This is a genomic window from Flagellimonas olearia (assembly GCF_009184425.1).
GTDB lineage: Bacteria > Bacteroidota > Bacteroidia > Flavobacteriales > Flavobacteriaceae > Flagellimonas > Flagellimonas olearia.
This window is the reverse complement of the sequence record NZ_WELG01000001.1, coordinates 482,843-508,162: the sequence shown is the minus strand read 5'-3', so window position 1 is coordinate 508,162 and position 25,320 is coordinate 482,843. Positions and strand designations below refer to the sequence as shown.

Sequence of the window (25,320 nt, the reverse complement as noted above, 5' to 3'; positions counted from 1 at the left end):
AATAAATCGGACTCCCGAACTTTGCCATATCGATCCAAAGGATATGAAAGGTTCAAAAAAAGTAAAGGTTTGGTTCCCCTATGCAATCAGTATGCTGTATGCCATCCTTTTTATCTACGCGGCCACAAGCAAGCTGTGGGATTTCCAACAATTCAAGATACAATTGGGACAGTCCCCGGTATTGACGGCCTATGCAGCTTGGATAGCATGGCTGGTTCCCATAACTGAATATGCCCTGGCCTTCCTATTGTTGATGGATTCCACCCGCTATCGGGCACACTACGCAACCCTCGGCCTGATGGCCATGTTCACCACCTATATCCTACTGGTGCTGAATTTCAGTGCTTATGTCCCTTGCTCTTGTGGTGGGGTGTTGGAGGACTTGGGTTGGACAGAACATATCATATTCAATCTATTCTTTATCGGCTTATCCATCATGGCCATTTTGCAATCAGCCCCAAATAAGACCCTAAAAGCAACACTATTATGATTTTCAACCATGTTCTCATAAAACTTCTGGGAACCATTGTTCCAAGTGTTGGATTAGTGGTCATCCTTTTCCTCTTCTCCGAGGATCAATTGCACCGTAACAACGCTTTTACACGAAGATATCCTCCCCACCCCATCATCAAACAATACGATTTGGACATTGGCTACAATTCCTATTACATTGCCGGGTTCGACAATGACCTACTGTATTTGGGCAATAGCACGGCTCCCTGGCACTTGCTGCAAATAAACGTTAAGAACAGGGATACGCTCCACATCGAGTTGAAACCTTCGGATACCGAACTCAAATATCGATCGCTGAGCGTATCCATATTGCCACCATATTTTTTTATCATGGACGGAACGGTCCCGTTCATTCTCAGAGGGAAATTAGGCGATTGGAAAGCAAAGACCTGGATCGAGGCAGGAGCTTATTTCAATGCGGCAATTCCTATTGACAGTAATGCCCTTTATGTCCGGACCACCAGTTCCATGACCAAGAAATATGCCTTGGGCATCCTTAGGCAAGCAAAAAAAATGACCCTTGAGCTAGATACCACCCTATTGGAAACCCAGATCGATGGCCGCTTCGATGTTGACGGAGTCATGCTCACCGACCTGCCATCGGGCCGGTTGGCCTATGTTTATTACTACAGGAATGAATTTATGGCCATGGACCCCGTCTTTGGAAATGCAAAAAGGTACCGAACCATAGACACCATTAAAGTTGCCCAGATCCAATTAACGGCTCCAGACCGTCACGGTAATATCCAAATGGCCAAACCACCATTATTGGTCAATAAAACAGCGAGTATACACCATGGGATGGTTCTTATCCAATCGGATAGACTGGGGAAGAATGAAAGCCGTCATATGCTCGATCAGGCCTCCATCATTGATGTTTACAATGTGGTGAAGGGCACTTATGAATTCAGTTTTTACCTATACCATGTCAAAAAGAAAAGAGTACGGGAATTTGCCATACAGGGGAACTTTTTAATTGCACTGGTCGATGACCATGTTTCCATTTACCGTACCCAAACACCACATTTTCCACAAAACATAGAAAATAACGGCACACAATACACTACGGGCCCGTAGCTGGGGGAAGATCGAAAACCCAAGAAAAGAGTAGATCGTAACTTTAATTTAAATGCACCATGAAAACAAGAGCATTCAAGTTTTTATTACCCGCTTTGGCAGTTATTTTTGCCATTGCCGCCAGCGCCTTTACGGCCATTGATGAACCAATGGCCGATGACAATACCCTAATACAAGGGTATTACCCCACCGGAAATTCACAACAGCCATGTAATTCACAACAAGTGGACTGCAATACTAACGGTGACTATGTATGTACCATCGATGAGGTGACCTATTATGAAAAATATAATGGGACAATATGCCACACAGAATTGAGGAAAAATAATCCTTAATCAAAAAAGGAGCTTCAATGAAGCTCCTTTTCAATTGGTACTAATCCCATACTTTTTCCATATCAAAAAGGCATCGTTCCAAATGCCCAACACTCCTTAAATTCTTGGTTCTTCCCAAGGACCTCTTCATTTTTCTTTGGAGCAGCCCAAGTTCAACCTGCATGACAACCTTTGAGTTTTCAGAGAACTGACCAAGGGTGAACCCCAATCCTACCCTATCACGGTCGACCTCTTGTTGCACTCCCTTGGTCAATATGGACAAATATGCCTTTTGAATGCTTTGCCTTCTTCTTCCGACAATGGGTTCTTTCTCTGCCAATTCCTTGAAGAGACTCTTCTGCAGAACCCTAAAATAGATTTCCAAAGCCTTGCTTTTGAAATAGGCTTCCTCCGCATATTCCAATCGCTGTAATCGAAGTGGATCCAAGATTTCCTCCAATAGCTTCAGTTGATGCTGTAGTAAATAATCAATATTCGTGGTATACCGGGTCTTGGCTTGAAAACTTGGTCGGGCCAGCCACTCAGGGACTTCAAAAGCGTTCTCCAAAAGGAATTCCAATGCTTTCATTTGATCTTCCCAAGGGATTGGTTCATACATGGTCCCTTCTTGCTTTCCCGATAGGTTATGCACGGAATAGCCCCCGACCATGGAAACCACCCTGTACATCTGTGCATACCAAAAATCCAAGGTTTTACTATGCAAGCGTTCCATAAGCTCATGGTCCCTTTTCCCTTGGTTCACTTGGGGTATCAGTTCCATGACCCGCTCAAGGTTTCGCAGCCCTAGGACGGTGCTCTGAATAGGGTTGTCATTGTCCGGCACTTCATCGGTACTTCCCGGGCCCATTACTTCGAATAACGTATAATTGAACCGAAACCATGGCATTGTCTGGTATTTCAGGATCATGGCATCCAGAAATGGCAATTCGTCCTCGGGCCGCTCGGTTCCCGATACTGGGGCATACCCCCATTTGATGTGAAATTTGTCCAAGGGCCCCACCCGTTGAAGCAATAGGTCCGTTGGGATTCCATCCTCTGGCTGTGCAATATGGTGGTGCCGGGAATAGTTCATTATACTGGGAGTATGTCCCATAGCCCTTAGCCAATCCGTATCCCTTATCTTTTCAAAGGGATAGGCAAATTCCCCAAAATGTGCATCATTTATACCAATGACATGGCCCATCTCGTGGGCGGCAACGGCTTGGATCAAGGAACCCACCAATGCATCGGGAAAGGGATACTTCTGAGCCCGTACATCCACAGGTGCACATCGTATAAAGTACGCATCCGACAATGTATTGACATCAGTCCCCAGATTGATATCGGCCTTTAAGATTTCACCGCTTCGAAAATCGGTGATCTGATAAGCAGTGGAGGCTCCACCTTTATGTCCCCGTACCTCCTCAAGAGCTTTCCAACGCACCATAGATCGATTGATGGATTGCCCCACAATGGCCATACTGTCCTTTGGCATTTCCCGTATCACAATGGCATTTTTGAACCCAGCCTGTTCAAATGCTGGCAACCATTCCAAAATACCCGCTTTGACGTAGGGTTTCCATTTTTCGGGAATATTGGGATCCAAGTAGAGGGTGATGGGACGGACAGGTTCACCGATGGGCTTTTCCGGATATTTTTTCTCCAAGCGCCATCGCATGATACTGCCTTTTTCTGTTTTGGGCTCCGTGCGAAATGGACTATATCGATCCTCATAGCTATAGGCCATTCGATGGTCGAAAAGACGCGGCATCATAGGTTCCGGTAACGCATAGAAGCTAAAGTCAACAGCTACGGTCCTACCCTTTCCAGCATAGGTCGTGGTCCTTTTGGTCCTTATCACAAGCTCATTGTCCAAATGCACAATGGTATCGATATAAGACCTTTTTGGATCTATCGTTTCGGGGACCATTGATCCCCAAGAGATATCGGCATTTAGGAATAGATCGGTGGCATCTATGGTATACAGGGCCTTCTTATCACCGAGTATCGGGAACCTTCCCAGGATATGCGAACGGATTCTACTATCATGGTACATGGGAATTTGAACACCCGCTTTGGAATCCACCCAAGAGATGTCCAATTGGACCATACCCCTTTGTCTGGACCATTTCACCTGCAATTGACCATCTCCGTGCCGTACAAACAACAAGGGGACATCGAGTATATGTTCTTGCAGTTCAAGGATCACTCTTTCCCGCTCCAACTTCCCCCGAATCCCAAAATTAGCCTGCCCCCAAAGGGGACAGGCAACTAATCCAATAATACATGAGAGCAAAAATTGGCATGTCATGTGCTTTAAAAGGGGAACTAAATACATATCAATACCCTTCATTTTGTGGTAATAGATTAGGGTTGATCAACAATTCGGACTCCGGAATGGGCAAATGGATATCTGTTTCCTCCCAAAACGGTTTTTCAGAGGATAGAACCGCATCTGCCAGACCGGTACGCTTAAGGTCAAAAAAACGATGGGCCTGTTCCATAAACAACTCGGCGCGCCTTTCCTTTAGAATGGCCTCCATGACCGCCTCTTGTTCCAATCCCTCCAGTGGCTGCAATCCAGCCCTGCCCCTTATTTCATTTAGGTATCCCAAGGCTTGGTCAATCTGGCCCAATTGTGCACTTGCCTCTGCCACGATCAGGTATTGCTCCGATAATCGAAATAATATGGAGTATTCCTCAGTGGTCTCAGTTACCAAGTACAGTTTATATTTATTGGGAAAATACCACGTCCCCGACTCATTCGAAAAGGCACCGACCCAAGACACCGAACGCTTATCTCCCTCCTCAAAACTTTCCAGCAGGGATTGGCTGAGGGTAGCCTTATTGGGAGGACCACTCAACACCACAAAATGATAGGCCTCATTGGTATTGGTTCCTGGAGACCGGGTATCCAGTTGCCATAGGGTCTCCTGGCTGTTTCCCAAGAAAACATCATCCAGATTGGGTTCCAAATCCGACCCACTATCCAAGACCACATTTTGCGCCTCATCAAGTGCAGATTGCCAATCCCCTTGATAAAGGTAGACCCGCGACAAGAAGGCAGAGACCACCCAACGATTTGGCCGGAAGTGTGATATACCCGTTTCGGATATGCCAATGAGTTCCTTTGACCTCATCAGATCCTTAACGATACTTTCATTGATGATTGCTGTCTCCATTTTTGACACCTTCATATTTATTCTATAATCGGTAGTAGTTATATAGGGAATGGCACCAAAGAGATTGGTCAGGTTAAAATGGATATAGGCCCGCACAAAAAGAGCCTCCCCTATAAAACGGTCTTTGTCCATTTCTGTAAGTGATGGAGAATTTTCGACGCCCTCCAATATCCTATTGGCGGCATAGATCAAAGAATAACCTGTGTTCCAAAGGTTTTGGACCGAATTGTTCGATGGCAACAAACTGTTGTCATAAAAACTTTTGGCCTCTAGGTCATTGGTGGCGGCATATTCCATTTCATCTGCATACATCCCCATCAAGTATGTCATACCTGTCGGGTTTCCTGCTGGAAAGGCACTTTCCCTGAACTGGGAATATATATGGGCAAAACCGGCTTCGATCGTTGCTTGGTCACTAAAAACCACTTCACCTACAATTTGGTTGGTTGGCGGATCAATATCCAGGTATGATTCGCAGGAAATCAATATCAAGGAGACTGTAAGCATAATGGCTCCTAAGCTTAATTTGGAATTAAAATTTGACATCATATGGCATTAAAAGGTTAAACGTGTTCCCAAGGAGAGGAATCTCAGGGTTGGCAAAGTCTGTCTATTACGTGTTTCGGGATCGGGCCCGAAATAGTCAGTGATGGTCCAAAGATTTTGGCCACGAAGGAAGAGTTCGCAACCGATCCCCTTGGGTGTTCCTTCGGCAAATCGGTAGGAAATCGAGACATTCTGCAACCGGATAAAAGAAGCGTCACCGATAACAGCTTCACTTCGGGTAAAGTTTCGAAAGGCCTGTGTCGCTTCGGGATCGCCCCCGGAAGAAAACTTTTGGAACTTCGCGCTGTCCCCGACCCCACGCCATCGATCAAGCACAGGGATGGGCTGGTTTGAACCTCCACCAACTATGGGTGCAGAGGACCAAAAGTTATAGCCCAATTGTTTCGTGAACTGGAACAAAAAATCCAATGAAAACCTTTTATAAACGATATGGTTGTCCAGCCCCCCATAATATTCGGGATCCAAACTCTTCACCGTTTGTCTGTCCTCAATGGCCGTTATGGTTCCATCCCCATTATGATCTATCACTTCGAACAGCCCTGTCTGGGAGTTCACCCCATCAAATCCATATACTTTGGCAATGTTCAAGGGTTCCCCAATGACCAATTGGTTGGCGTAAGTAGAGCCTTCCAAATCATCAAACGCTATCAACCGGGTCTTGGGAAGGGTCAAATTAAAATCGGTGGACCACTCAAAATTCTTGGTCCTTACATTTATGGAGTGGAGTTCCAGTTCCCATCCCCTGTTCTCCACGGTAGCATCCAAATTCCCTTGTAATGTACCAAAACCAGTTGTGGCCGGTAGTGGTATCCCCACTAATTGGTTCGATGATCGGTTCCGATAATAGTTCCCGTTCAGCAACAGCCTATCGTTAAAAAAACCAAGTTCAAGGGCAATGTCCAGTTTTCGGTTTTCTTCCCAGCCAAAGTCAGGATTGAACAGTCTTGTCGGATACAATGCGGTCATCCCCTGATACTGTTGTGAACCAAAGGAATAGGTATCCAAATATTGGTAATCCCCGATTTGGTCGCTCCCGGATGTCCCATAACTGGCCCTAAGTTTACCATAGCTCAACCAAGGCACCCACTGTGCGACAAACCCTTCTTCGGAAAAGATCCAAGCTGTCCCTATGGCTCCAAAATTGGCAAAGCGCTTTTCAGGACCGAACCGACTGGACCCGTCTCTTCTTCCAGTGAGGTTCAGGATATATTTCCCTTTATGGTTGAGATTGACCCGCCCGAAAACGGCTTGGTACCGATACTGTTCTGACCGATCTGTCCTTACGGTGACATCGGATGCCGCTGCCAAATTTTCGATCAGTGCATTATTGCTGAACCCGAATCCCATAAGGGCCTTACGCCCGCTTTTACGTTCTTGGAAGGAGAGTCCGGCCAAGGCACTTAACCGTATTTCACCCATGTCAACATCAAAGTGGACTTGGGGTTCCATGATCCATGAAGAGCTTTTCCCTGTATTGTGCAGGGCAATGGAGAATTCCGGTCCAATACCAAAGGTTGGATCATAGAGGGTGGACGGGGTGCTATTGAATTCCTTTAAATGGTTCTCCGTGTAACCCATATTGGCACTAAAGCCCAAAAACCGTAAGGGCTGGTATTTCCAATGGAAATTGGAAACCAAGGTAGAGGAGTTGGCCAAATATTTCCGTTCCAGTCGGGCCAAGGGATTGGACCAGGTCGAGTTTTCCCAATTCAGCGAACCGTCCGCATTGTACAAAGAGGGTGCATTCGGTGCGAGGCTATAAGCCTTTGCGATAAGGGAGGCATCACCAGGAAGGTTGTTTGCATTGGAGACATACTGGGTGGAAAGCTGTAGTTCCAATCGTCCATCCTTTGATGTATGGTTGAGATTGGCCAGTCCGGATATCTTATCATTTTTATAATCCTTTGGCAATACACTGGTTTGCCCATAGTAGGTACCACTGATCAAAAACCCGGTACGTTGGTTCCCTCCTGAAAGGGAACCTTGCACCGTGTTCAGATAGGCGGTCCTGCCAAAGAGTTCCTTTTGCCAATCCGTATAGCGATCCTGGTTCCATGTTCCGTTTACCTCAAAGGCATTGGACGGGTATTCCAGTATACCATCATTGGCATAGGCCTCCCTTCGCATGGCCAAGTAATCGGAAGTCCCCATAAGATCCATGGTATTGGACACCTTTCCCAAGCCGGAGAGCATATTAAGCTCCAATTCGGTTTTCCCATGGTTTCCCTTTTTGGTGGTGATCAAGACCACCCCATTGGCCCCACGAGACCCATAAATTGCCGTGGCATCCGCATCCTTTAGTATCTCAATGGATTCGATGTCATTTGGATTGAGGTCGTTCAATGGGCTCATTCCTGACCCAGGGAGGGTTATGGAGGCACTCGGGTCTCCTAAACTGGATGAGGAGAAGGGCACCCCATCCACGATATATAAGGGATCATTGCCTTGGGAACGGATACTGTTCCGCCCTCTAATCCTGATATTGAAATTAGAGCCTGAAAATCCCGAGGTCTGTTGGATCTCCACCCCTGCCATCCGTCCCTGTAAGGCGGCCAGTGGATTGGATATGGGTTGTTTTTCGATATCCATAGTGGACACCTTTTCAATACTTCCGGTACGTTCGCGCTCAGAGACCGTATAGTAGCCCGCATTGAGCACCACTTCGCCAAGGACGGTCACATCCTCTTCCATTTGGACCATCACCACTTCCTTGCCCAATATAGGAACAGAAAGGGATTTAAAGCCTACCATGGAAAAGAATAAGACATCATCGGGCCCGGCCACTATTTCGAAGGAGCCATCGAAATCTGAAATGGCACCCTGTTGGGTTGACTCCACCACAATATTGACCCCGGCCAGGGGAATTCCTCCCGTATCCATCACCACACCTGAAACCATGGTCTGGGGCGGTAAAAGTTTGCCCGCCACGACTTGCTCGGAAAGCAGGAATGATAAAAAAAGGTAAAAGGACAGGAGCAAGTATGTCCTATCCAAGGTAATCGATACTATCTTCATAATGTTGAGTTCGTTTGATTAAAGCATTAGTTATTGTTTCATTCCCTACAGGACCATCACTTCTTTGCCCATAGGTTTTTATCCACACTGCCTAAAAAGTCACCGCAAAACCGTAACTTCCCTAAGGCATTTAGGTTCAGACATAGACCACCCCGCCAGACAAAAACATACCTGGAAATAGGGTTCCTAAATGGAAAATGACTACAGAAATGTACTAGGGCCGGATACCCCAAAAGTGTTTACGTCAGTTGTGGGACAAAGGGATATGGATTACCGGAAAAGGTATAGTGAATATCCCACAACTATAGTCAAAGATTGAATCAAATGGGATTCTTGGGCTTCTTTTTAAACAGGATATCGAACACCGAATGCGATGTCCCAAAAACAGGACAAGCACATGGAGTGAACCCTATATAAAAAAGCTGCCAAGTGTTTCCCATAACCATAAAGGTTAGCGATAAATCAGAAAAGAGAAACAAGTAACTAAACGCTAAGAAAAAGTTGGGCGCGGAACTCAACTTACCGCCTTTGAGGTACTGGTATACCCGTACACGAATAAGAGAGCCCACGCCCGGGTCGTGAGCCAATCTACTTATCCTCTCATGTACTTAAAAATTACCAGTTTTCAAAAGCGAGATTCAAAGCGATAGCTTCAAATATTGTCTAAACGAAGAATCGCAAATGTATTTATTAACTGTGGCAATATAACAAAAAATAGAATCATTCGCTATCGCGAACAGTTTTTTTTTAGGTAACGACTTTTTTTGAAAAAACATTTAGACATTGCCAAATAGTAGTTCCAATAAAGAAGAATTAAAGAAAATCAATGCTTTAGTAAACAAGTATATCTGCAACTTCATTGCCAAAAAATTCTTTAGCCCATATTGTGACGAAAACGGTGAAGAAACATCTCAAAATGAGTATTCAGAAAAATGTGGTATAGCTTCATCAACTCTAACTAAGATGAAAAGCCCAGATGGTTATAATATCCCTATGACTACTGTTTATAGCATATGTCGCTTTGAAAAATATTCCCTAGAAGATTTTTTTACTGAATTTGAAAAAGAGTATGGTACAAATATTCGACCTTAAAACATCCGATTCTCATTCTAAGAAATACTTTTTCTTCTCTTTTTTGTTTCCTTACAGATTTTAGTATTCGGCTTTTCTCGAAATTTCTTACATTTAGTTCTTAAACTCCCCCTAAAATTTATTGGATATTAGATAGCCCAAATGTAGGCCGATAAAGATGGTTAGGTCTTTGCAAAAAGAATCTTGAAATATTGGTTTTATATATGTTAATTAATCTTGTGATTAAACCAATTCTGTATTAAAAATATGGGAGCTTAAACATTGTATTTTTGAAAAAAAATAATTCTATATGATATTTTCAGGTCATGACACATTCCATTGCCGTTTATTTTGGCTCAAAAAGGGAATAGATTATCTAAACTCTGGGGAATCATTCCGAATGGATTCCGGTGTTGATCTTGGTGTAGGAAAGAACATGGTCAACTCCATGCGCTTCTGGCTTAAATCCTTCGATGCCTATGATGATTCCATGGAACTGAAACAACCGTACAAGGAATTGTTTCTTGATGGTGGATGGGACCCATACTTGGAGAATCAGGGTACACTATATCTGTTGCATTATAAACTATGCATGACACGGCATTCATCGATTTACTATATAATATTCAATAATTTCAGAAAGGTCAAGCCAGAATTCACCCAAGAAAACCTTATTGACTATATTAAGGACCTACACTCTGGTCAAAACGAAAAAATACTGGCCAAGGATTTTTCAGTATTCAAAAGAATGTACGGACAATTCACCAACGATGACATAGATGATGGTTACAGCGGGTTATTGACAGAATTGGGCCTTCTCAGGGAGGTTGGCAAGAACAGGAACTCAAAAACGCTATATCGCATCGAGAACAATGACCAGAAAAACCTACCTGAAGAAATATTACTTTATTGCATTCTCACCCACCCAAATTACACCTCTACCATTAGTTTCTCAAGCTTTTACAGTGATGATTTTGGAATTGGTAATACCTTTTGTCTAAATAGGGATATACTTGAAGAAAAACTACAGGCCATAGCACAAAAATTTCCTGATATCATATATAGCAGTGAAGCAGGTGTGAAAGAACTACAGGTCAAAAAGGATATCGAACCCAATAAAGTTTTGGAACAATATTATGGAGTATAGCATCAATACCTCTACCAATATCATCAGGGACAGTGATTCAAAGTTCGATTACGTCGTTACACCGAATGCTGAAAAAACCTTTGATTCGATAATCGACAATGCAAAACGTGGCCAAAAGGCATTTAACCTTGTAGGCTCATTCGGAACGGGGAAATCTTCTTTTTTATTGGCCCTTGAAAAGTCCATTTCCGGCAATAAAAAATACTTTGGAAGCAGTTTTAATGGCACATCTAGAGTCATCAAACTGATTGGGGAATATCGTTCACTTATCGATGCCTTGAACGATGAATTTTCAGTATCCCATGATTTTGTGGGAAACCAAAAATTGTTTGATGCCATCTATGGGGAATATGATAAAGTCAAGAAGAAGAATGGAGCCCTGTTCATCATCCTTGATGAGTTTGGCAAATATTTGGAGTACGCCGTCCAAAACAACACATCCCAAGAAGTTTATTTTCTTCAGAAACTGGCCGAATTTGTAAATGCGCAAGACAGGGATATTGTTTTGATTACTTCTATCCACCAAAATATCCTTTCTTATTCCAATGGGCTTTCCAAAGAACAGAGAGATGAATGGAAAAAGGTGCAAGGACGTTTTTTTACCCTGCCCTTCAATGAACCCATCGAACAATTGTTGTTCTTGGCCGGTAAGGTATCAAATTCTGGAACCGAACCAAAAAATAGCTTCCTAGACCTAATCAAAGGACATAACCTTTTTTCCCTTACCCAAGACAGCTTAAAAGAACTTGAAAGTTCTTTATATCCGCTAAGTATAGTAAGTGGGTATGTATTGGCCGCCTCCCTGCAACGTTATGGACAAAATGAACGGTCGCTTTTTACGTTTCTTAACTCCATTTTCTTCTCCCAATTTAAAACGGAAGGAAAAGCATTTGAACTACCGGATTTATATGATTATCTCTATCATGATTTCTACACATTTATTATTGACAAGACCAATCCTGATTTCAATAGATGGTCTGCCATCAGAATAGCTTTAGAGCGCTCGGAAAGCATTGTTGATATTGATCATAAAATTTCTGAAGTTTTAATTAAATCATTGGGACTGCTGTCCATATTTTCCAAAGCGGGGTCAAGGCTGGATGAAGCTTTTTTTATCGAGTATCTTAGTCCAAACTTTTCCAAAACAACCATTAAGAATACATTAGGATCATTAGAAAAAAACAAGGTGGTCCGGTTCAGTAAGTTTGATCAATCCTTTAAATTGTTCGAGGGCACTGACTTGGATATTGAACGTGCCATACTGGAGGCCGAAAACAGAATAGATGAAATCGATGTCCTCAAAAAACTGAATTCCCATTTTGAATTCTCAATACAAATTGCAAAGGCTGAAACCTATCGTAAAGGCACTCCAAGACTCTTCAAGTTTCAACTAACCAATACACCTGCAGTCAATATACCGAAAGATGAAATCGATGGGTTTATCAATTTGATTTTCTCAGAAAAAAGGCTTTCGGGAGATGAAATGGCAAACTCAACACAGAAGAACCTCCCAATCCTCTATGGATACTTTACTAATACCTCTGAAATTTCGACCACCCTAAAAGAAATTGAGAAAACCGAGGAGGTACTTCGCAATATGGAAGATGAAAATGACCGTGTGGCAAAAAGGGAACTCAATACCATTATCAGGAGCAATAAAAATCTATTGCATCACTATGTGATGGATAGCCTATACTCAACTAAGGTGTCTTGGTTTGATAATGGTGAGGCCGTCCAAATAAATTCTAGCCAACAATTTAACCAAGCACTTTCAAATATTGCCCATAGAGTATATCCGGACACACCTACCCTACATAGTGAATTGATTAATAGGCATAAGGTTTCAGGTTCGATATCCTCTGCCAGAAAGAATTTTTGGAACGGTTTGGTAACTAGGTATCATGAAAAAGACTTGGGGTTTCCGAAGGATAAATGGCCGGCCGAAAAGACTATCTATTATACTCTTTTAAAAAATACGGGAATTCATAGAGAAGATAGTGGGCAATGGCAGTTGGGAGAACCCGATAAGGGAAATTTTGATTCTTTGTGGCGAATGGGACTGCGGTTTTTGGATTCTTCGCGCAGCACAAGAAAGTGCATTACCGAATTTCAAGATCTTTTGAGCACTGCCCCAATGAAGCTAAAACAGGGTGTGATTGATTTTTGGATTCCGACATTCCTATTTATTAAGAGAGGAGATTTTGCTCTTTACAATAACAATGGTTTTGTACCCTATGTGGATGAGCACATCCTTTACATGATTACTCGAAATCCAAAGGAATACTTTGTAAAGAGCTTTGTTCTAAATGATTTAAGACTTAAACTATTTAACAAGTATAGGTACTTACTTAAACAAGATGATCTAAAAGTCCTGGACAATAATTCTTTTATCGAAAGTATTAGACCTCTATTGGTTTTCTACAAAAATTTAAACCAGTACGCCAAGACCACAAAAACGATTTCAGGTCGGGCCATAAGATTAAGAGAAACAATTGCCAAAGCCATCGATCCTGAAGAAACTTTCTTTGAAAAGATGCCCATAGCCTTAGGGTATAACCTTAATGAGCTCTCGACCGACAATCAATTATTTGAAGATTATATTATTGATTTTCAAAATCATATTGAAGAGATTAAAAATTCATTCCCCAATCTACTATTAAGAATAGAGTCGTTCATTTGTGAAGAGATTGTAGGGAAAAAGGTGGGTTTTGAAGAGTATTCAGAAATAATAAGAAAGCGATATGCTCAAATAAAAGAGCATCATCTAAAGGCTCATCAAAAATCTTTCTATTGGAGAATTACTTCCAATTTTAATGACAGGGATTCATACTTAATGGCTTTGAGCCATTCCATTCTAAATAAGCCCTTGGATCGAATGAATGACCCCGATGAAGGAACTTTGAAAATCGAGTTGAAGAAAATTACCAAGGAATTGGATAATTTGGTTGATTTGAACAAAGCAGAAGCAAATGAAGGTGAGAATCTAATCAAAATAAGATTGTCCACAATAGACAATGGAGATTCCGAAACTATGATCAGGATTTCCGAAAACCAAAAAGTTGCCATTGAAAATATTTCTTCAGAAATTGAAAAGGTCTTCAAAGGAAATGAAAAATTACGGTTGTCCGTTTTGGCATCATTAATCAACCGAGAAATATCAAAAAATGAGTAAAATACGACATATATTGGGAATATCAGGAGGTAAAGACAGTGCCGCATTGGCTCTTTACTTGAATGATAAATATCCCCAAATGAATTTTGAATACTATTTCTGTGATACGGGGAAAGAGTTGGACGAAACCTACAGATTAATTGAACGATTAGATGGGTATTTAGGAAAGAAAATCAAAAGATTGGAAAATATTGAAACTTCCAGTACCGGTGACAACCCCTTTGATTTTTACTTCAAGTCTTTCAGGGGGTATCTGCCCTCTCCCCAAGCCAGATGGTGCACGGCCATGATGAAATTGAAGCCTTTCGAAGATTTCATTAAAGACGATCCCACCATATCGTATGTAGGTATACGAGGGGACGAGGATAGGGAAGGTTATATTTCTCGTAAAGAAAACATTCAATCCATTTTTCCTTTTAGGAAGAACATTTGGAGCAATGATATCATCACCAAGTTCTTCCACCCAAATGGGAACGATGATATCCTTGAAATACTCTCTAATTTCCACAAAGGTCAAAAAATGGATCGGATAAAATCCTTAGTCCAGGAGCCCATAAGTATGGATAGAAATGAACGAAAGGAAACTGAGAAGATACTAAAACATAAAACAGATCGTCTATTAGACTTTGGTATTCCTGAATTTAATCGAGCTGTCTTCCAATTTTTAAAAAGTACCGAATATCCTTTGTCCTTTGAAGACGACTTTCCTTTATTGGACAACGTGGATATTTTGGTTCGAGAGGATATATTTAGGATACTTAGGGAATCCAATGTGGGTATTCCCGCATACTATAACAAAATACCTTTTGAAGTAGATGGGCAAAAAGGTGAATATGCCCGAAGTCGCTCAGGATGCTATTTCTGCTTTTTTCAACAGAAAATAGAATGGATTTGGCTATATGAACAACATCCTGACCTATATAAAAAGGCCATGGAGTATGAGAGTTCTGAGGAAGGTTTTACCTGGACACAAGAAGAAACATTGGAGGAATTGATTCATCCTGAGCGGATTAAGGAGATAAAATTGTACCATCTAAATAGAACCAATAAGGAAAAATCAAAGTCTTCCCCTTATCTTCTTGACATTTTAGAAGGAGCTGAAAGGGATGGCTGTAACACATGCTTTTTATAGTTGAATAAATTCGAGAAATATAAATTTGAGCCCGGGGCAATGTCCATCATCCAAATGGGTGAAGAATTAATTGGACATCCATCTACAGCCATAAATGAACTGGTCAAGAATGCGTATGATGCCGATGCAGATCAATGTTGGGTTTACACTCAATATGACAAAGATCCAAACAGGAATTTTCTAATCATTAAAGACAATGGACTTGGAATGAATGCCGAAATATTATTCGGTGACTGGCTTAGACCTTCAAGAAGCAGTAAGAGGGACGAAAACCAAGAGAAAAGAAAGAGCATAATTTATAATCGAAGGTACTTAGGGTCAAAAGGCATTGGAAGATTGGCGGCAATGGCTTTAGGACGGTATCTTACCGTAATTTCCAAGCAAAGCAAGGAGAATTCATACAATTGGATTCGTATAGACAGAGAAGATTTTAGAGTAGAATCACTACTAGATACTATAGATTTTCCCGGTGGCAAGATTAAGAATTATTTGGAACTCTTCAACGATGAAGAAATATTGGATGCGAGTAATCTCAAAGCAAATGGAAATTTGATTAATCTTTTGAGCAATAAACCATTTTCAAGTTTCAAAGAAGGGACTACTATCATTATCCAAGATTTGGATAATTCGATTAGAAGTTTGATTGAAGAAGAGTTCAATGTAAAAGATATAGAGCAGACCGCTATATTTAAATCCCTAAGAGATTTAATAACACCTCTACAGTTAAACAGTAAAATACAGGAAGACCTTTTAAAAAGTAAAATCATTGAGGAAGAATTAAAAATAGATAATGGCACAGGCACTTTTGAACTATTCTACGGTATAAATTTTATAAAAAATCAAATTAAAGGAGAGGTAGATTTTCTTCCCATTGAACCTTCTAGCATTTTAGATCATTTTGACTATAGAGTTTTTGGCAAAGCTTTTGAAGATGGAAGCGTCAATGCCAAATATTTATGCAGGAGATTTTCTAAAGATGAATATGAGAAATTATTCAATATCAGCTCTGAATTTAACCTATCAAATGAAGAATCAGCCGTAAGGGAAATTGAAGGGTTAAGTGATCTTGAAATTGATTCTGACACTGGGGTTGGAGAGTTCTATTTTGACATAAGGATATATGACTTAGATTCAGATGCTAAGGATAAAATGGTTGAAATTTTGAAAGCGAACGGCAGAAGAGAAGCAACAACAACTTTCTCCAAATATTTAGGATTAAAAATCTCGAAGAATGGTTTTGGAGTAAAGCCATATGGCGAAGAGGAACATGATTGGATGGGATTGGGAGCCAAAAGGGTTCAAAAACATATTGTCACAATAGGTCCAAATCAGATTATAGGGAACATTTTTCTATATTCTCCGCAAAATGATGGATTAAAGGAGAAAACAAACCGTGAAGGCTTTTATGAAAGTAAAGAATTCATCAACTTCAAAAAAATCATTGCGGGGATTTTAGAAGAAACAGGACGAGAAAGAGCCAAATATAGACTTAAACATAATTTAGGTAGGAAAACTAAAAATACTTTGGATAGGCCTGACACCGAAAAATTTATCCAATACATTCTTGGTCATTCTAAAGATGAAGAACTTATATCAAAAACCAAACAATTTGTTATTGAAACTAATGATGCTCTTGATAACATGGAAGGTTCTCTATCTTTTTCTCAACGTTTGGCTTCTTTAGGTACAGGGTTAGAGTTGGTGTATCATGAATTGTCCCAACCTCTTTCTGTTTTAGGTGGTGTTAAATCCTCTTTAGAAATTAACATCAATAAGGTAGAAGACAATATTCTCAAATCGACTCTATTAAAAAGAACTCAAAATATGGGTGGTGCAATCGACCTATTAGAAGAGCTTAAGAAATCACTCCAGCCAGCTATCGGAAAATCAATTCCAAAAATATTTAAACCAGCTGAAACGTTTAAAAAAGTTTGTCACTTATTTGAGAAAGTATTTGAAGAATCAAGTATTATACTTGAAATTAAGAACAGTAGCTTAAATTTTGAAATTAAAAATTATGAATACCTATTTTGGGTTTCTTTTTTGAATATTCTAAACAACGCTGTGTATTGGCTTCAATTTTCCGAAAAGGAAAGAAGGGTAATAATTTTTGAAATAGATTCAGATGAAATCATTATTAGTAATACAGGGCCAAAAATACCAGAAGACGATTTAGACATAATTTTTGAATACGGTGTAACCTCAAAAAAAGAAAAAAATGCAACAGGCTTAGGGCTTTCCTTCACTCGAAACATGTTGGCTCCCAATGGTTGGCAAATTTGGGCTGAAAACAGAGTCTATGGCCCTGCGTTTCATATTAAAAAAATAGCTTCTTAGTATGGAAAAGTCAACTCAAACTGTGAAAGGCGTTATTATACTCCTTGAAAATGAATCAACTATCAGGAATAGCTTCCAAAGTCTTTTTGAAGATTTAGGAATTGATTTGGAATTAGTTTTATGCTCATCCCCGACAGAGTATGAAAAAGCATTATCTCAGTCCAAAAAAGAAAATAATCTTCGTGGGCTAATAATGGATCTGTCCAATACTGATCAAGAGGAAGACACAAAATCATACAAAGCAGCTGATTATATACAGGAAGAGTTTGACTTTAATAGAATCCCGATATTTATTCATAGTGGAAATTTAGAACACTATAAAGAATTGAATGATAAAGGAACTGTCTTCAAGATTCCAAAAGGGAGTAATTCAATTAGCAGTATATGTCAAAGCCTAAAGAAAATGAGTGATTGCGGGTTTCTTGATATATTTTGTTTGGGCGGTGAATTAGAAAACAAGATAATGCTCGAAGTCCACAAAGCATTCGTCGAGCAGTTTAAAGGAAGCGAAATTGAAGGAATTATTGACTCCATTAGTGAAGCTGCTGAACCACAAAACATAACCGTTAGGACAAAAGAAGTATTTGAAAGAATAGCACTAAGAACTGTTTTTGAAAATTGGAATAGTGCTTCTATGATGGGAGATGGGAGCATCAAAGAAGTACAGCTAAATTCGATAGAACACTACTATAGGAGGACAAGCGATTTCGATTTTTGGACAGGAGATATATTTTTATGGAAACAAGATCCAACAGTCAAATGTGTTGTTTTAACGCCAAGATGTAACGTAGGACACAATAACTTTGATGAACTTCTATTCTGCAAAATTGAAAAAATTACCGAGGAAAAACTGAAAGCTCTAACCGGAAAAAAGGGTCCAGAACAACTTAGAAAAAATATAACAGACCATCAAATTGTTGGAGAAAGATATCGGTTTCTACCTCCTACCCCACAGTTTTCTGGTGGATTGGTTGATTTCAAAAGTGTTTTTACAAGACCCCAAAAATTCATAAAAGAAAATTGTGATTTAGAAATCACTTTGAGCGACGAGCTCACAAATGATGTAGTAAGAAAATTTGCTGCTTATACGCTTCGAGGCGGAATCTCTGAGACCGAGTTTGGTGAGGCGCATCACTATGTAAAAAAATTAGTTGGAGATAATTAATCAGTTACGCTCTACTAACCTTGCATCATTTCCTCACTGATGCTTAAAATTAGAATATAGTGGAGCAAAAGTGTCAATATGTTTGTTATTTAAGGTAATCTTGTGCTCTGTCCCACAATTTTTCCGCTGTCGCTTCTTCATCAAGATGAACATGCTTAAACCATTGTGCCAACCAAAAGAATATCCTTGTTTTACTTTTAAGATCCGGACCACCATTGATAATTAAACAATTGATAAAAATTGTTTTTAACGGTGCTCCTTGTCCATCCATTGACAATCCTTTCCAATAATCAAAGGAGCCAATTACATGGGCTAAATTCAATACTGCAGTAAAAAGATTAACTCCACCCGATTTGAAATCGATTTCTTGGTTAATTTCTAAAACCCATTCGTAGAGTAAAGAAAAGTATTTTGAAAAAGCCGTTAACTGGACAAGCAGAATCATTTGACCTATTAATTCATAGGGAACAGGTTCAGTATTCATCATCTGCTTGCCATTCTCTTTTCGAAGAACTGATATTACATTTTGCAACCTGAAAGTAAGGTTGTTTAATACTACTTCATAAACTTCTTCGGAAAGTAATTTGCTATTTACTATACTTAAATCAAATTCAACATTCCTCCCTAATTCTGCCATAGTATTTGCCAAATACTCAAAATTACCGTGACGCAGAAATCCTTCAACACAAATGAAATAATATTCAATTGCTTTATCTAGTTTCCCAAACTGTACATAGCAGTTAGCTAGATTATAGTAGGCGCTAAGGGCATTCACTTCATCTTTCAAGTTTAGATTAATTTTTAATCCCTTTTCATAATAACTAAATGCTTTTTTAGTTTTGCCCTGACTTTCAAGAATTCGTCCTATTTCATGATAAACTAACCCAAGGTTCCCGATTTCATTCAGTTTTACCTGATCAATTATATCCGGGTTACCCAAGTTATCTATATCATCATAATGTTGAGTCATTCGAATTTTCATAAGTTTCTCAACTTGTATTAGATAATCCAGCGCCTTTTTGTATTCTCCTTTATCCATAGAATATCGTCCTTTCACCCAAAGACTGCCTATAACTACGTATGGATCTTTAGTGACATCCAATAACTTATCCATTTCTCTAATAGTCTGCCCAACTCCAGTCAAATCATACTGTCTTGATTGAAGTTGACAGAGGTAAACATACTGTACGGCAGCCGACTCGTACATTTCTAGCTTCAAGCTTATACTAATACCTTCTTTGGCCATCATTACGCCTTGTTCATAAAGGCCCCTAACGAAAAAATATTTGCCTAGTGCAGATGAAATATTTCCAATAATCAATCTATAATCTTCAATCGCTTTTTCGGACAATTCTAAATCCTGCTGCTTCAATCTTCGTTTGCTGCAGTGGAAAGCTTCCATAATATTAGGAAGTTCAGACTCCATTCTCAATATTCCGTATTCTGCCGATCCCTCTGAACTTGTCTCAATGTATTTATGGTCTACAAGCATGGCTTCTATTGATATTCCAAGAAAAAGTCCTTTTTCATATTCGTAATGCTGAGAAGGTGATTCTTTCTTTGACTGATCATATAAAAATTTCCTTAAAGGGTTTTGAATAAAAATTCGTTCCATTAGGAGTAAGTCCATTTCAATATCCAACAAGAAGAATTGTTGCAGCACAGCAATTTCATAATTGTAACTATCTAATTTAAGCATCGATTTTGCCCATTCCTGCTTTATTCCTGCAGGATAGAATTTAGCCAAATGAAGAATTTTTAATTGACTCTCATTTAAAACGCCATAAACAGTGTTCAAACATGCTGAAAGTGAATTGGATTTATTGTAAACCATTCGTAATGGTTGTTTCAAAGAATCTTCCTTTTGTAAATGTTCGATAGCTTTGTCAGATCGTTTATAGAAATTGATAATAGATGCCGACAATTTTAAAGAGAGGGGATGCCCGTTACAAAATCCCAAAATCCATTCAAGTTCGGGTTTCTGTGGAAAAAGGTTCCTTTGAACTATGGACTTAAGAAGCAAAATACTAGATTCATAATCAAGACCGAGCATTTGTATGACAGTTTTTTGCTGATCAAAAATGGTGAGGTCAATTTGACTGGTAATTAATAATTGAATCCCAGAAGTATTTGTCATCAATTCATAAATCCAATCTTCAATATCATCACGAAATTGAATTAAGAAATTTTCTAATCCATCAAAAACAAATGTTGCCTGTATTGGTTTAAGCGACTCAATTAAATTATTTGTGATCGGACTGCCGAGAATCTTTGACACTTCCCTAGAAATAAGGATATACAAATCTTGGAGCGTATTGATTGATTCAATATTTATCCATATTACCGGGTTATGGTAAACAACATTCGCAAGTGCATTTAAAAGTAACTGTGTTTTACCAACTCCACCTATACCTTCAATTACAACAAGACGTTCAGTTTCCATAGAGTGAAGTAGGTCTTTCAGTTCCTTTTCCCGGCCAAGGAATAAATAATGAGGATTAGGTGGAACTGATGAATTACTTGAAGTACCGAATTCCGTTTTTAACCGATTTCGTAAAGTAATGATGAGGCGTTCTTTTGCTTGAAGAAGTATTTCCTTTGGCAATATGCCATTGTCAAACTTTGTGTGCTCATCTTTAGCTATTCGGATTATGTTATGATGGTGGTGGTTTCTTGAAATACTGTAGTCTTCAATGTGTGCATCTTCTAATGGATATCCTTTTTGTGTAATGGGACATTTACCGCCAATTTCTGTTTTTAAGTATTCTTTTATATACTTTGGAATTGCTGGACGCTTTTCTCCGGGATCAGACCAAGGTTCTTTCAGGTATTTATCGAAAGAATCTAATTCATTTAGGTCGAATACGTTCTTCCCTTCAACAAATTCCGAAATAAGCTTTCTTTCATGATTCAAGTGTTTTTTAGGAGCATTGCGAACATAGGCGTATAGTAACTCTTTAGTAATACCAAGATAAATACAGGCTTCAGTATCAGTTAAAAGTTTATTTCTCATATTCTATTTTAATCCCCAACCCCCTGCATCATCTCCTCCATTCCCCCAAAATTGAGGATAAAGGTCGAGTAATAATGATCAAACAGATCCTTTAAATACTGACCAAGGTCCACGTGTTCCAACTCTTCCTTACCCTCTATTCTTTGCTTTATCTCATACCCCCTATTCTTGCTAATGGTATACAAGAACAACGTATGGAAATACACTGAGGAATAATACTTTCTGTTGGCAATTTCCAATTGCTCTTGATTGGGATGTTTATACTTCGCAATGAAGTTCTTTAAGACTGAACTATCCATGTTCACAAAAATCTTTTTAAGGGTATCCCCTTCTGCCTCAGGCACCATTACCGTATTATAATCCATATCCAAAGCCGTAGCAGTTCCTACATCCTCCCATGAAACCCTATCCTTCAGGTTTTCATTAGGTTCTTTATAGGCAAACACCAATTGTGGGAGCCCCAAAGGTTCATTATCTTCCTCCTTTTTTGGTTTCTTGTCCTTAGACTCCTCTTTGTCGACAATCTTGACCCAAAACAGTTCGGACAAATCCCCGTTTGGGGATGACAGATCTGCTTTTATCTGAACACTGTCCCCAACCTTTAAATCATCTTTAGGGTTCAACGATATTTTAATAGCACCCTTGTTTGGACTACTTTTAACCACATTGAAAATTTCAGTTATTCCCTTTGGCTGTCCGGGACCTGTGCCACCTTCACTTTCGTTGGGTTTGATATTCAATACCGTTATTTTCAGATCACCAGGTTCCTCTGTCCGGTCGAAGTAATCGTTCTCAACATCAGTTGAGAATCTTATGGTCTTTTCTCCGTTCAAAGGAATTTTAGCCACCTCTGATTCACCTTCATTAATCCCGTTTATCTTAAAAAAAGAAGGAAATCTCCGTGGTAAGAAAGGGATATCCTCCTTTTTCTGGGGAGAAGGTTTTCTCTCTCCTTCCTTTTTCTTATTCGATTTCGTATCAAGTTTAAACGTTTGGCTCAACAATTTGGCCAGTTCTGAATCCAAGGGCAGGTTTTTGGTAAAGTTCTTGAGCAATTCATTGGTATTGGAAGTAGTATCTATATCGATGGCCTGTTTCCTAATCTTTTCAATATCCGCCAACCTTCCATCCTTTCGACTCAATTGAGCAGCCAAATAACTTCTTAGATATTGGGTTTCTTCCCCGTCTTTTAACCTGTCCCTAGAAGCCATGAACAGTTCCTTCCTGAAATTGTATTTCATTTCGGTACAATCCACGTGTATCAACAAATGGTGCTTTAACAGATTGAGCTTTAAGGATCGTGTTATAAATTCGGACGTATAGCTTCCATGTGTTTGGCCATTTAGAGAGAACATGACCGCCATCGAATTTTTAAAATATCGATCTTGGATGATGGCTTTGGTTCTTTTTAAATCATAATCCTTTACCCTAGGCTTAAAAACAAAACAGGACACCTTCATTTTTCCAAAGGTGTTTTCCTCATCAAATGTCTCTGAAAACTTATCGTCCAGATATTCTGATTCTTCATTGTTCAGTCGCCGTTTTAATCCAAACAAGTCATTCTCAAGAACCTTGTTGTTTGGATATCTTTCGGCAGTATCGACTGTTAAAATCGGTAAAGCTGGATCAAAAAGGAACTCATTTATACTTTGGTTCAAATCCTGCGCAAAACCAGAATACCCTTTGGGAAATTGATACGAGTATAATTTGACAATTGTTCCTGTTTCAAAATTCCTATTGGACAAACCAAGATCAAGATTCTCAATAGGGAAAGACGGAATTTGACCGTCAATTAAAAGGTATTCATACCAGGTTTCCTTTGCATTATCAGATTCCTTTTTGGGGTGTTCCCTTACCAGGGTAAAACCAAATGCTCCGTCGTTCGTGAATCTTTTTGAGGCAATAAGCTGGTATCTTTTCTTTCCACAAAATACTATGGCTCCACTACCGCCCATATTATATTTCCCTTGCACAAAATGGATATCATTTTTGTTTCCTCTTAAAAGGGATAAAAATGTATTTTCAAATTCTTCAGGATGTTGCCCTTCTCCATTATCATAGATAATGACCGACGTTGGATACTGGTTTCTCTGATTTCTTGGGCCTTTACCATCCGCTATGATTTGTATTTCCTCAGATTGCTTTTTTCTGAAAGATGGGAGATCCCAATTGTTCTTGGGGAAAAACCGTTCAATGGCTTCTTCCATAGACCTTGGAGCCTCCTTGGATTTTGGCTCAGCACCGCCAACATAGCACTCTTTGGTCAAGATAGCATCTATGGCATTGGTAATCTTTTCAATCAATGCCGCAATAGGATTGGATTGCTGGTTTTTCACCACACCATAATTGCTGTCATTGTTTCCCAAAGGTTTCCAATTGGAGTCGTCAAACACCTTTGGGCTACTTGAAATTACATCGAGAAGTTCTTCTTCGTCCTTGGCTTTGTAAATGGAAAAAAATAAATCCTTGTGCACTTAAAATCAGTATTTAATACATGGAAATCAATTCCAAATCGGAGGTAGGTTATAATTTGAAATCAAAACCCGATTCAACAAATATTATAAGGGGAGACTCTAAAATAATGCATTTGGATTAGCCGATGGATGCTGTTTGATTAAATTTTCGACTTCTTATTTAAATTTATGGAGAAACCATAGTTTTTGTATGGTTTTTACACAATCATATTAAATATGGTGTTTTGTTATAATTTGTTTCCGTTTGAATCAAAATGATGGAATTTGGAGTTTTGGGAAGCGTCCAAAAGTTAAACTTTGTTAAAAGGTGAGTGATACGGTTCCGCTAAAAAGGGGCCCTCTGGGAGGCCTTATAAACAGGGGGTTCCGGGAAAAGGTTCTAGTTCCGTCCAAAAAATATAGAAACCTTAAAAATGTACTGTCAAGTGACCCCATGAACTCAATCACTACCTTGACCATACTGTCCACATTAGATTCCTCAGAAGTTCGTATTATTGCCGACTATTTATTGAAACTAAAAAGCTAAAAAATAATTAGCTTTTAAACCAACCCAACCTCTTTTGAAAAACCGAAAGGAACATATACCCTTTTATGTCATCACCGGTGGCCCCGGTGTCGGTAAGACCACCCTATTGAACGAACTCCAAAATAGAGGCCATGCCACAGTTCCCGAGATCGCCCGTGAACTGATCAAGGAGCAACAAGATAATAATGGCGATGCCCTTCCTTGGAAAGACAAGAAATTATACATGGAGTTGATGTTCCAACATTCCGTTGAAAGCTTTAAGCAAATAAACCACAGTAGCAATGGAACCGATCCGATATTCTTCGATCGCGGCTTTTTGGACGCCCTCTGTTATGCTTCCTTGGAAGGTATCCCAATAGTCCAGGAAATGAGGACCACAGCTGAAATAATGAGGTATAATACCCATGTCTTCATTTTGTCACCTTGGCAAGAAATATACCAAACCGATGAACAACGGAAACAGGATTGGAACGAGGCCGTGTTCACGTACAATAAAATGATCCAGACCTATCGAGGGTACCAATATGACCTTGTGGAGGTCCCCAAAGCACCGGTTGGGGAAAGAGTCGACTTTGTCTTGGACTTCATCAAAAAACACTAGATCGATTGGATGAT

At 39.7% G+C, this 25,320-nt stretch carries 15 protein-coding genes; 10 read left to right on the top strand and 5 right to left on the bottom strand.

The genetic code is table 11. From position 1 onward, the window contains the following. The first annotated feature begins 43 nt into the window (after positions 1-43). From F8C76_RS02030 to F8C76_RS02020, 3 genes are read left to right on the top strand one after another with little or no spacing between them, the layout of a single operon-like run. The gene (locus F8C76_RS02030) at positions 44-490 is read left to right on the top strand and encodes a MauE/DoxX family redox-associated membrane protein (RefSeq protein ID WP_152130241.1); all 447 of its coding nucleotides are present in this window, start codon (positions 44-46) and stop codon (positions 488-490) included. Then, a complete protein-coding gene (locus F8C76_RS02025) occupies positions 487-1,590 on the top strand; it encodes a hypothetical protein (RefSeq protein ID WP_152130240.1) in 1,104 nt (367 codons plus the stop codon). The genes F8C76_RS02030 and F8C76_RS02025 overlap by 4 nt, the downstream gene beginning before the upstream one ends. A 59-nt stretch (positions 1,591-1,649) precedes the next feature. After that, positions 1,650-1,925, top strand: a complete 276-nt coding sequence (locus F8C76_RS02020; protein WP_152130239.1) for a DUF6520 family protein — start codon at positions 1,650-1,652, stop codon at positions 1,923-1,925. Between the two features lie 40 nt (positions 1,926-1,965). On the opposite strand, the gene F8C76_RS02015 is transcribed toward F8C76_RS02020, so the two are convergent. From F8C76_RS02015 to F8C76_RS02005, 3 genes are read right to left on the bottom strand one after another with little or no spacing between them, the layout of a single operon-like run. Continuing rightward, positions 1,966-4,215 carry a zinc-dependent metalloprotease gene (locus F8C76_RS02015; protein WP_211372104.1) on the bottom strand — a complete coding sequence of 750 codons (2,250 nt, stop codon included), beginning with the start codon at positions 4,213-4,215 and terminating at the stop codon, positions 1,966-1,968. A 28-nt stretch (positions 4,216-4,243) separates the two neighbouring features. Continuing rightward, positions 4,244-5,635 carry a RagB/SusD family nutrient uptake outer membrane protein gene (locus F8C76_RS02010; RefSeq protein WP_152130237.1) on the bottom strand — a complete coding sequence of 464 codons (1,392 nt, stop codon included), beginning with the start codon at positions 5,633-5,635 and terminating at the stop codon, positions 4,244-4,246. Positions 5,636-5,641: 6 nt separating this feature from the next. Continuing rightward, the gene (locus tag F8C76_RS02005) at positions 5,642-8,668 is read right to left on the bottom strand and encodes a SusC/RagA family TonB-linked outer membrane protein (protein WP_152130236.1); all 3,027 of its coding nucleotides are present in this window, start codon (positions 8,666-8,668) and stop codon (positions 5,642-5,644) included. 783 nt (positions 8,669-9,451) lie between these two features. Between F8C76_RS02005 and F8C76_RS02000 the strand changes: the two genes are divergently transcribed. The 6 genes from F8C76_RS02000 (at position 9,452) to F8C76_RS01975 (ending at position 18,692) form a co-directional block, all read left to right on the top strand. Then, positions 9,452-9,760 (top strand): helix-turn-helix domain-containing protein, encoded by a 309-nt coding sequence (locus tag F8C76_RS02000; protein ID WP_152130235.1) that lies wholly within the window; start codon positions 9,452-9,454, stop codon positions 9,758-9,760. A gap of 289 nt (positions 9,761-10,049) precedes the next feature. Next, positions 10,050-10,886, top strand: a complete 837-nt coding sequence (locus F8C76_RS01995; RefSeq protein WP_152130234.1) for a DUF4007 family protein — start codon at positions 10,050-10,052, stop codon at positions 10,884-10,886. After that, positions 10,876-14,058, top strand: coding sequence for a hypothetical protein (locus tag F8C76_RS01990; RefSeq protein WP_152130233.1), 3,183 nt, complete (start codon positions 10,876-10,878; stop codon positions 14,056-14,058). Before F8C76_RS01995 ends, F8C76_RS01990 begins: the two co-directional genes overlap by 11 nt. Beyond that, positions 14,051-15,190, top strand: a complete 1,140-nt coding sequence (locus F8C76_RS01985; protein WP_152130232.1) for a phosphoadenosine phosphosulfate reductase domain-containing protein — start codon at positions 14,051-14,053, stop codon at positions 15,188-15,190. Before F8C76_RS01990 ends, F8C76_RS01985 begins: the two co-directional genes overlap by 8 nt. Before the next feature lie 39 nt (positions 15,191-15,229). Further along, a complete protein-coding gene (locus tag F8C76_RS01980; protein WP_152130231.1) occupies positions 15,230-17,527 on the top strand; it encodes an ATP-binding protein in 2,298 nt (765 codons plus the stop codon). Between the two features lies 1 nt (position 17,528). Then, the gene (locus F8C76_RS01975; RefSeq protein WP_152130230.1) at positions 17,529-18,692 is read left to right on the top strand and encodes a hypothetical protein; all 1,164 of its coding nucleotides are present in this window, start codon (positions 17,529-17,531) and stop codon (positions 18,690-18,692) included. An 85-nt stretch (positions 18,693-18,777) separates the two neighbouring features. Here F8C76_RS01975 and F8C76_RS01970 read toward each other — a convergent pair whose 3' ends face one another. Beyond that, entirely contained in the window at positions 18,778-21,705 is a 2,928-nt protein-coding gene (locus F8C76_RS01970) for a tetratricopeptide repeat protein (RefSeq protein ID WP_152130229.1), read from the bottom strand. Positions 21,706-21,713: 8 nt separating this feature from the next. Continuing rightward, a complete protein-coding gene (locus tag F8C76_RS01965; RefSeq protein WP_211372103.1) occupies positions 21,714-24,179 on the bottom strand; it encodes a hypothetical protein in 2,466 nt (821 codons plus the stop codon). A 560-nt stretch (positions 24,180-24,739) separates the two neighbouring features. Between F8C76_RS01965 and F8C76_RS01960 the strand changes: the two genes are divergently transcribed. After that, positions 24,740-25,306 (top strand): AAA family ATPase, encoded by a 567-nt coding sequence (locus tag F8C76_RS01960; RefSeq protein ID WP_152130228.1) that lies wholly within the window; start codon positions 24,740-24,742, stop codon positions 25,304-25,306. Positions 25,307-25,320: the final 14 nt, after the last annotated feature.

Coding starts and splice junctions, on each gene's coding strand:
- F8C76_RS02030 (WP_152130241.1), top strand. CDS start 44: ATGAAAGGTTCAAAAAAAGTAAAGGTTTGGTTCCCCTATGCAATCAGT.
- F8C76_RS01995 (WP_152130234.1), top strand. CDS start 10,050: ATGATATTTTCAGGTCATGACACATTCCATTGCCGTTTATTTTGGCTC.
- F8C76_RS02020 (WP_152130239.1), top strand. CDS start 1,650: ATGAAAACAAGAGCATTCAAGTTTTTATTACCCGCTTTGGCAGTTATT.
- F8C76_RS02005 (WP_152130236.1), bottom strand. CDS start 8,668: ATGAAGATAGTATCGATTACCTTGGATAGGACATACTTGCTCCTGTCC.
- F8C76_RS01990 (WP_152130233.1), top strand. CDS start 10,876: ATGGAGTATAGCATCAATACCTCTACCAATATCATCAGGGACAGTGAT.
- F8C76_RS01985 (WP_152130232.1), top strand. CDS start 14,051: ATGAGTAAAATACGACATATATTGGGAATATCAGGAGGTAAAGACAGT.
- F8C76_RS01970 (WP_152130229.1), bottom strand. CDS start 21,705: ATGAGAAATAAACTTTTAACTGATACTGAAGCCTGTATTTATCTTGGT.
- F8C76_RS02015 (WP_211372104.1), bottom strand. CDS start 4,215: ATGACATGCCAATTTTTGCTCTCATGTATTATTGGATTAGTTGCCTGT.
- F8C76_RS02010 (WP_152130237.1), bottom strand. CDS start 5,635: ATGATGTCAAATTTTAATTCCAAATTAAGCTTAGGAGCCATTATGCTT.
- F8C76_RS01980 (WP_152130231.1), top strand. CDS start 15,230: ATGTCCATCATCCAAATGGGTGAAGAATTAATTGGACATCCATCTACA.
- F8C76_RS02025 (WP_152130240.1), top strand. CDS start 487: ATGATTTTCAACCATGTTCTCATAAAACTTCTGGGAACCATTGTTCCA.
- F8C76_RS01975 (WP_152130230.1), top strand. CDS start 17,529: ATGGAAAAGTCAACTCAAACTGTGAAAGGCGTTATTATACTCCTTGAA.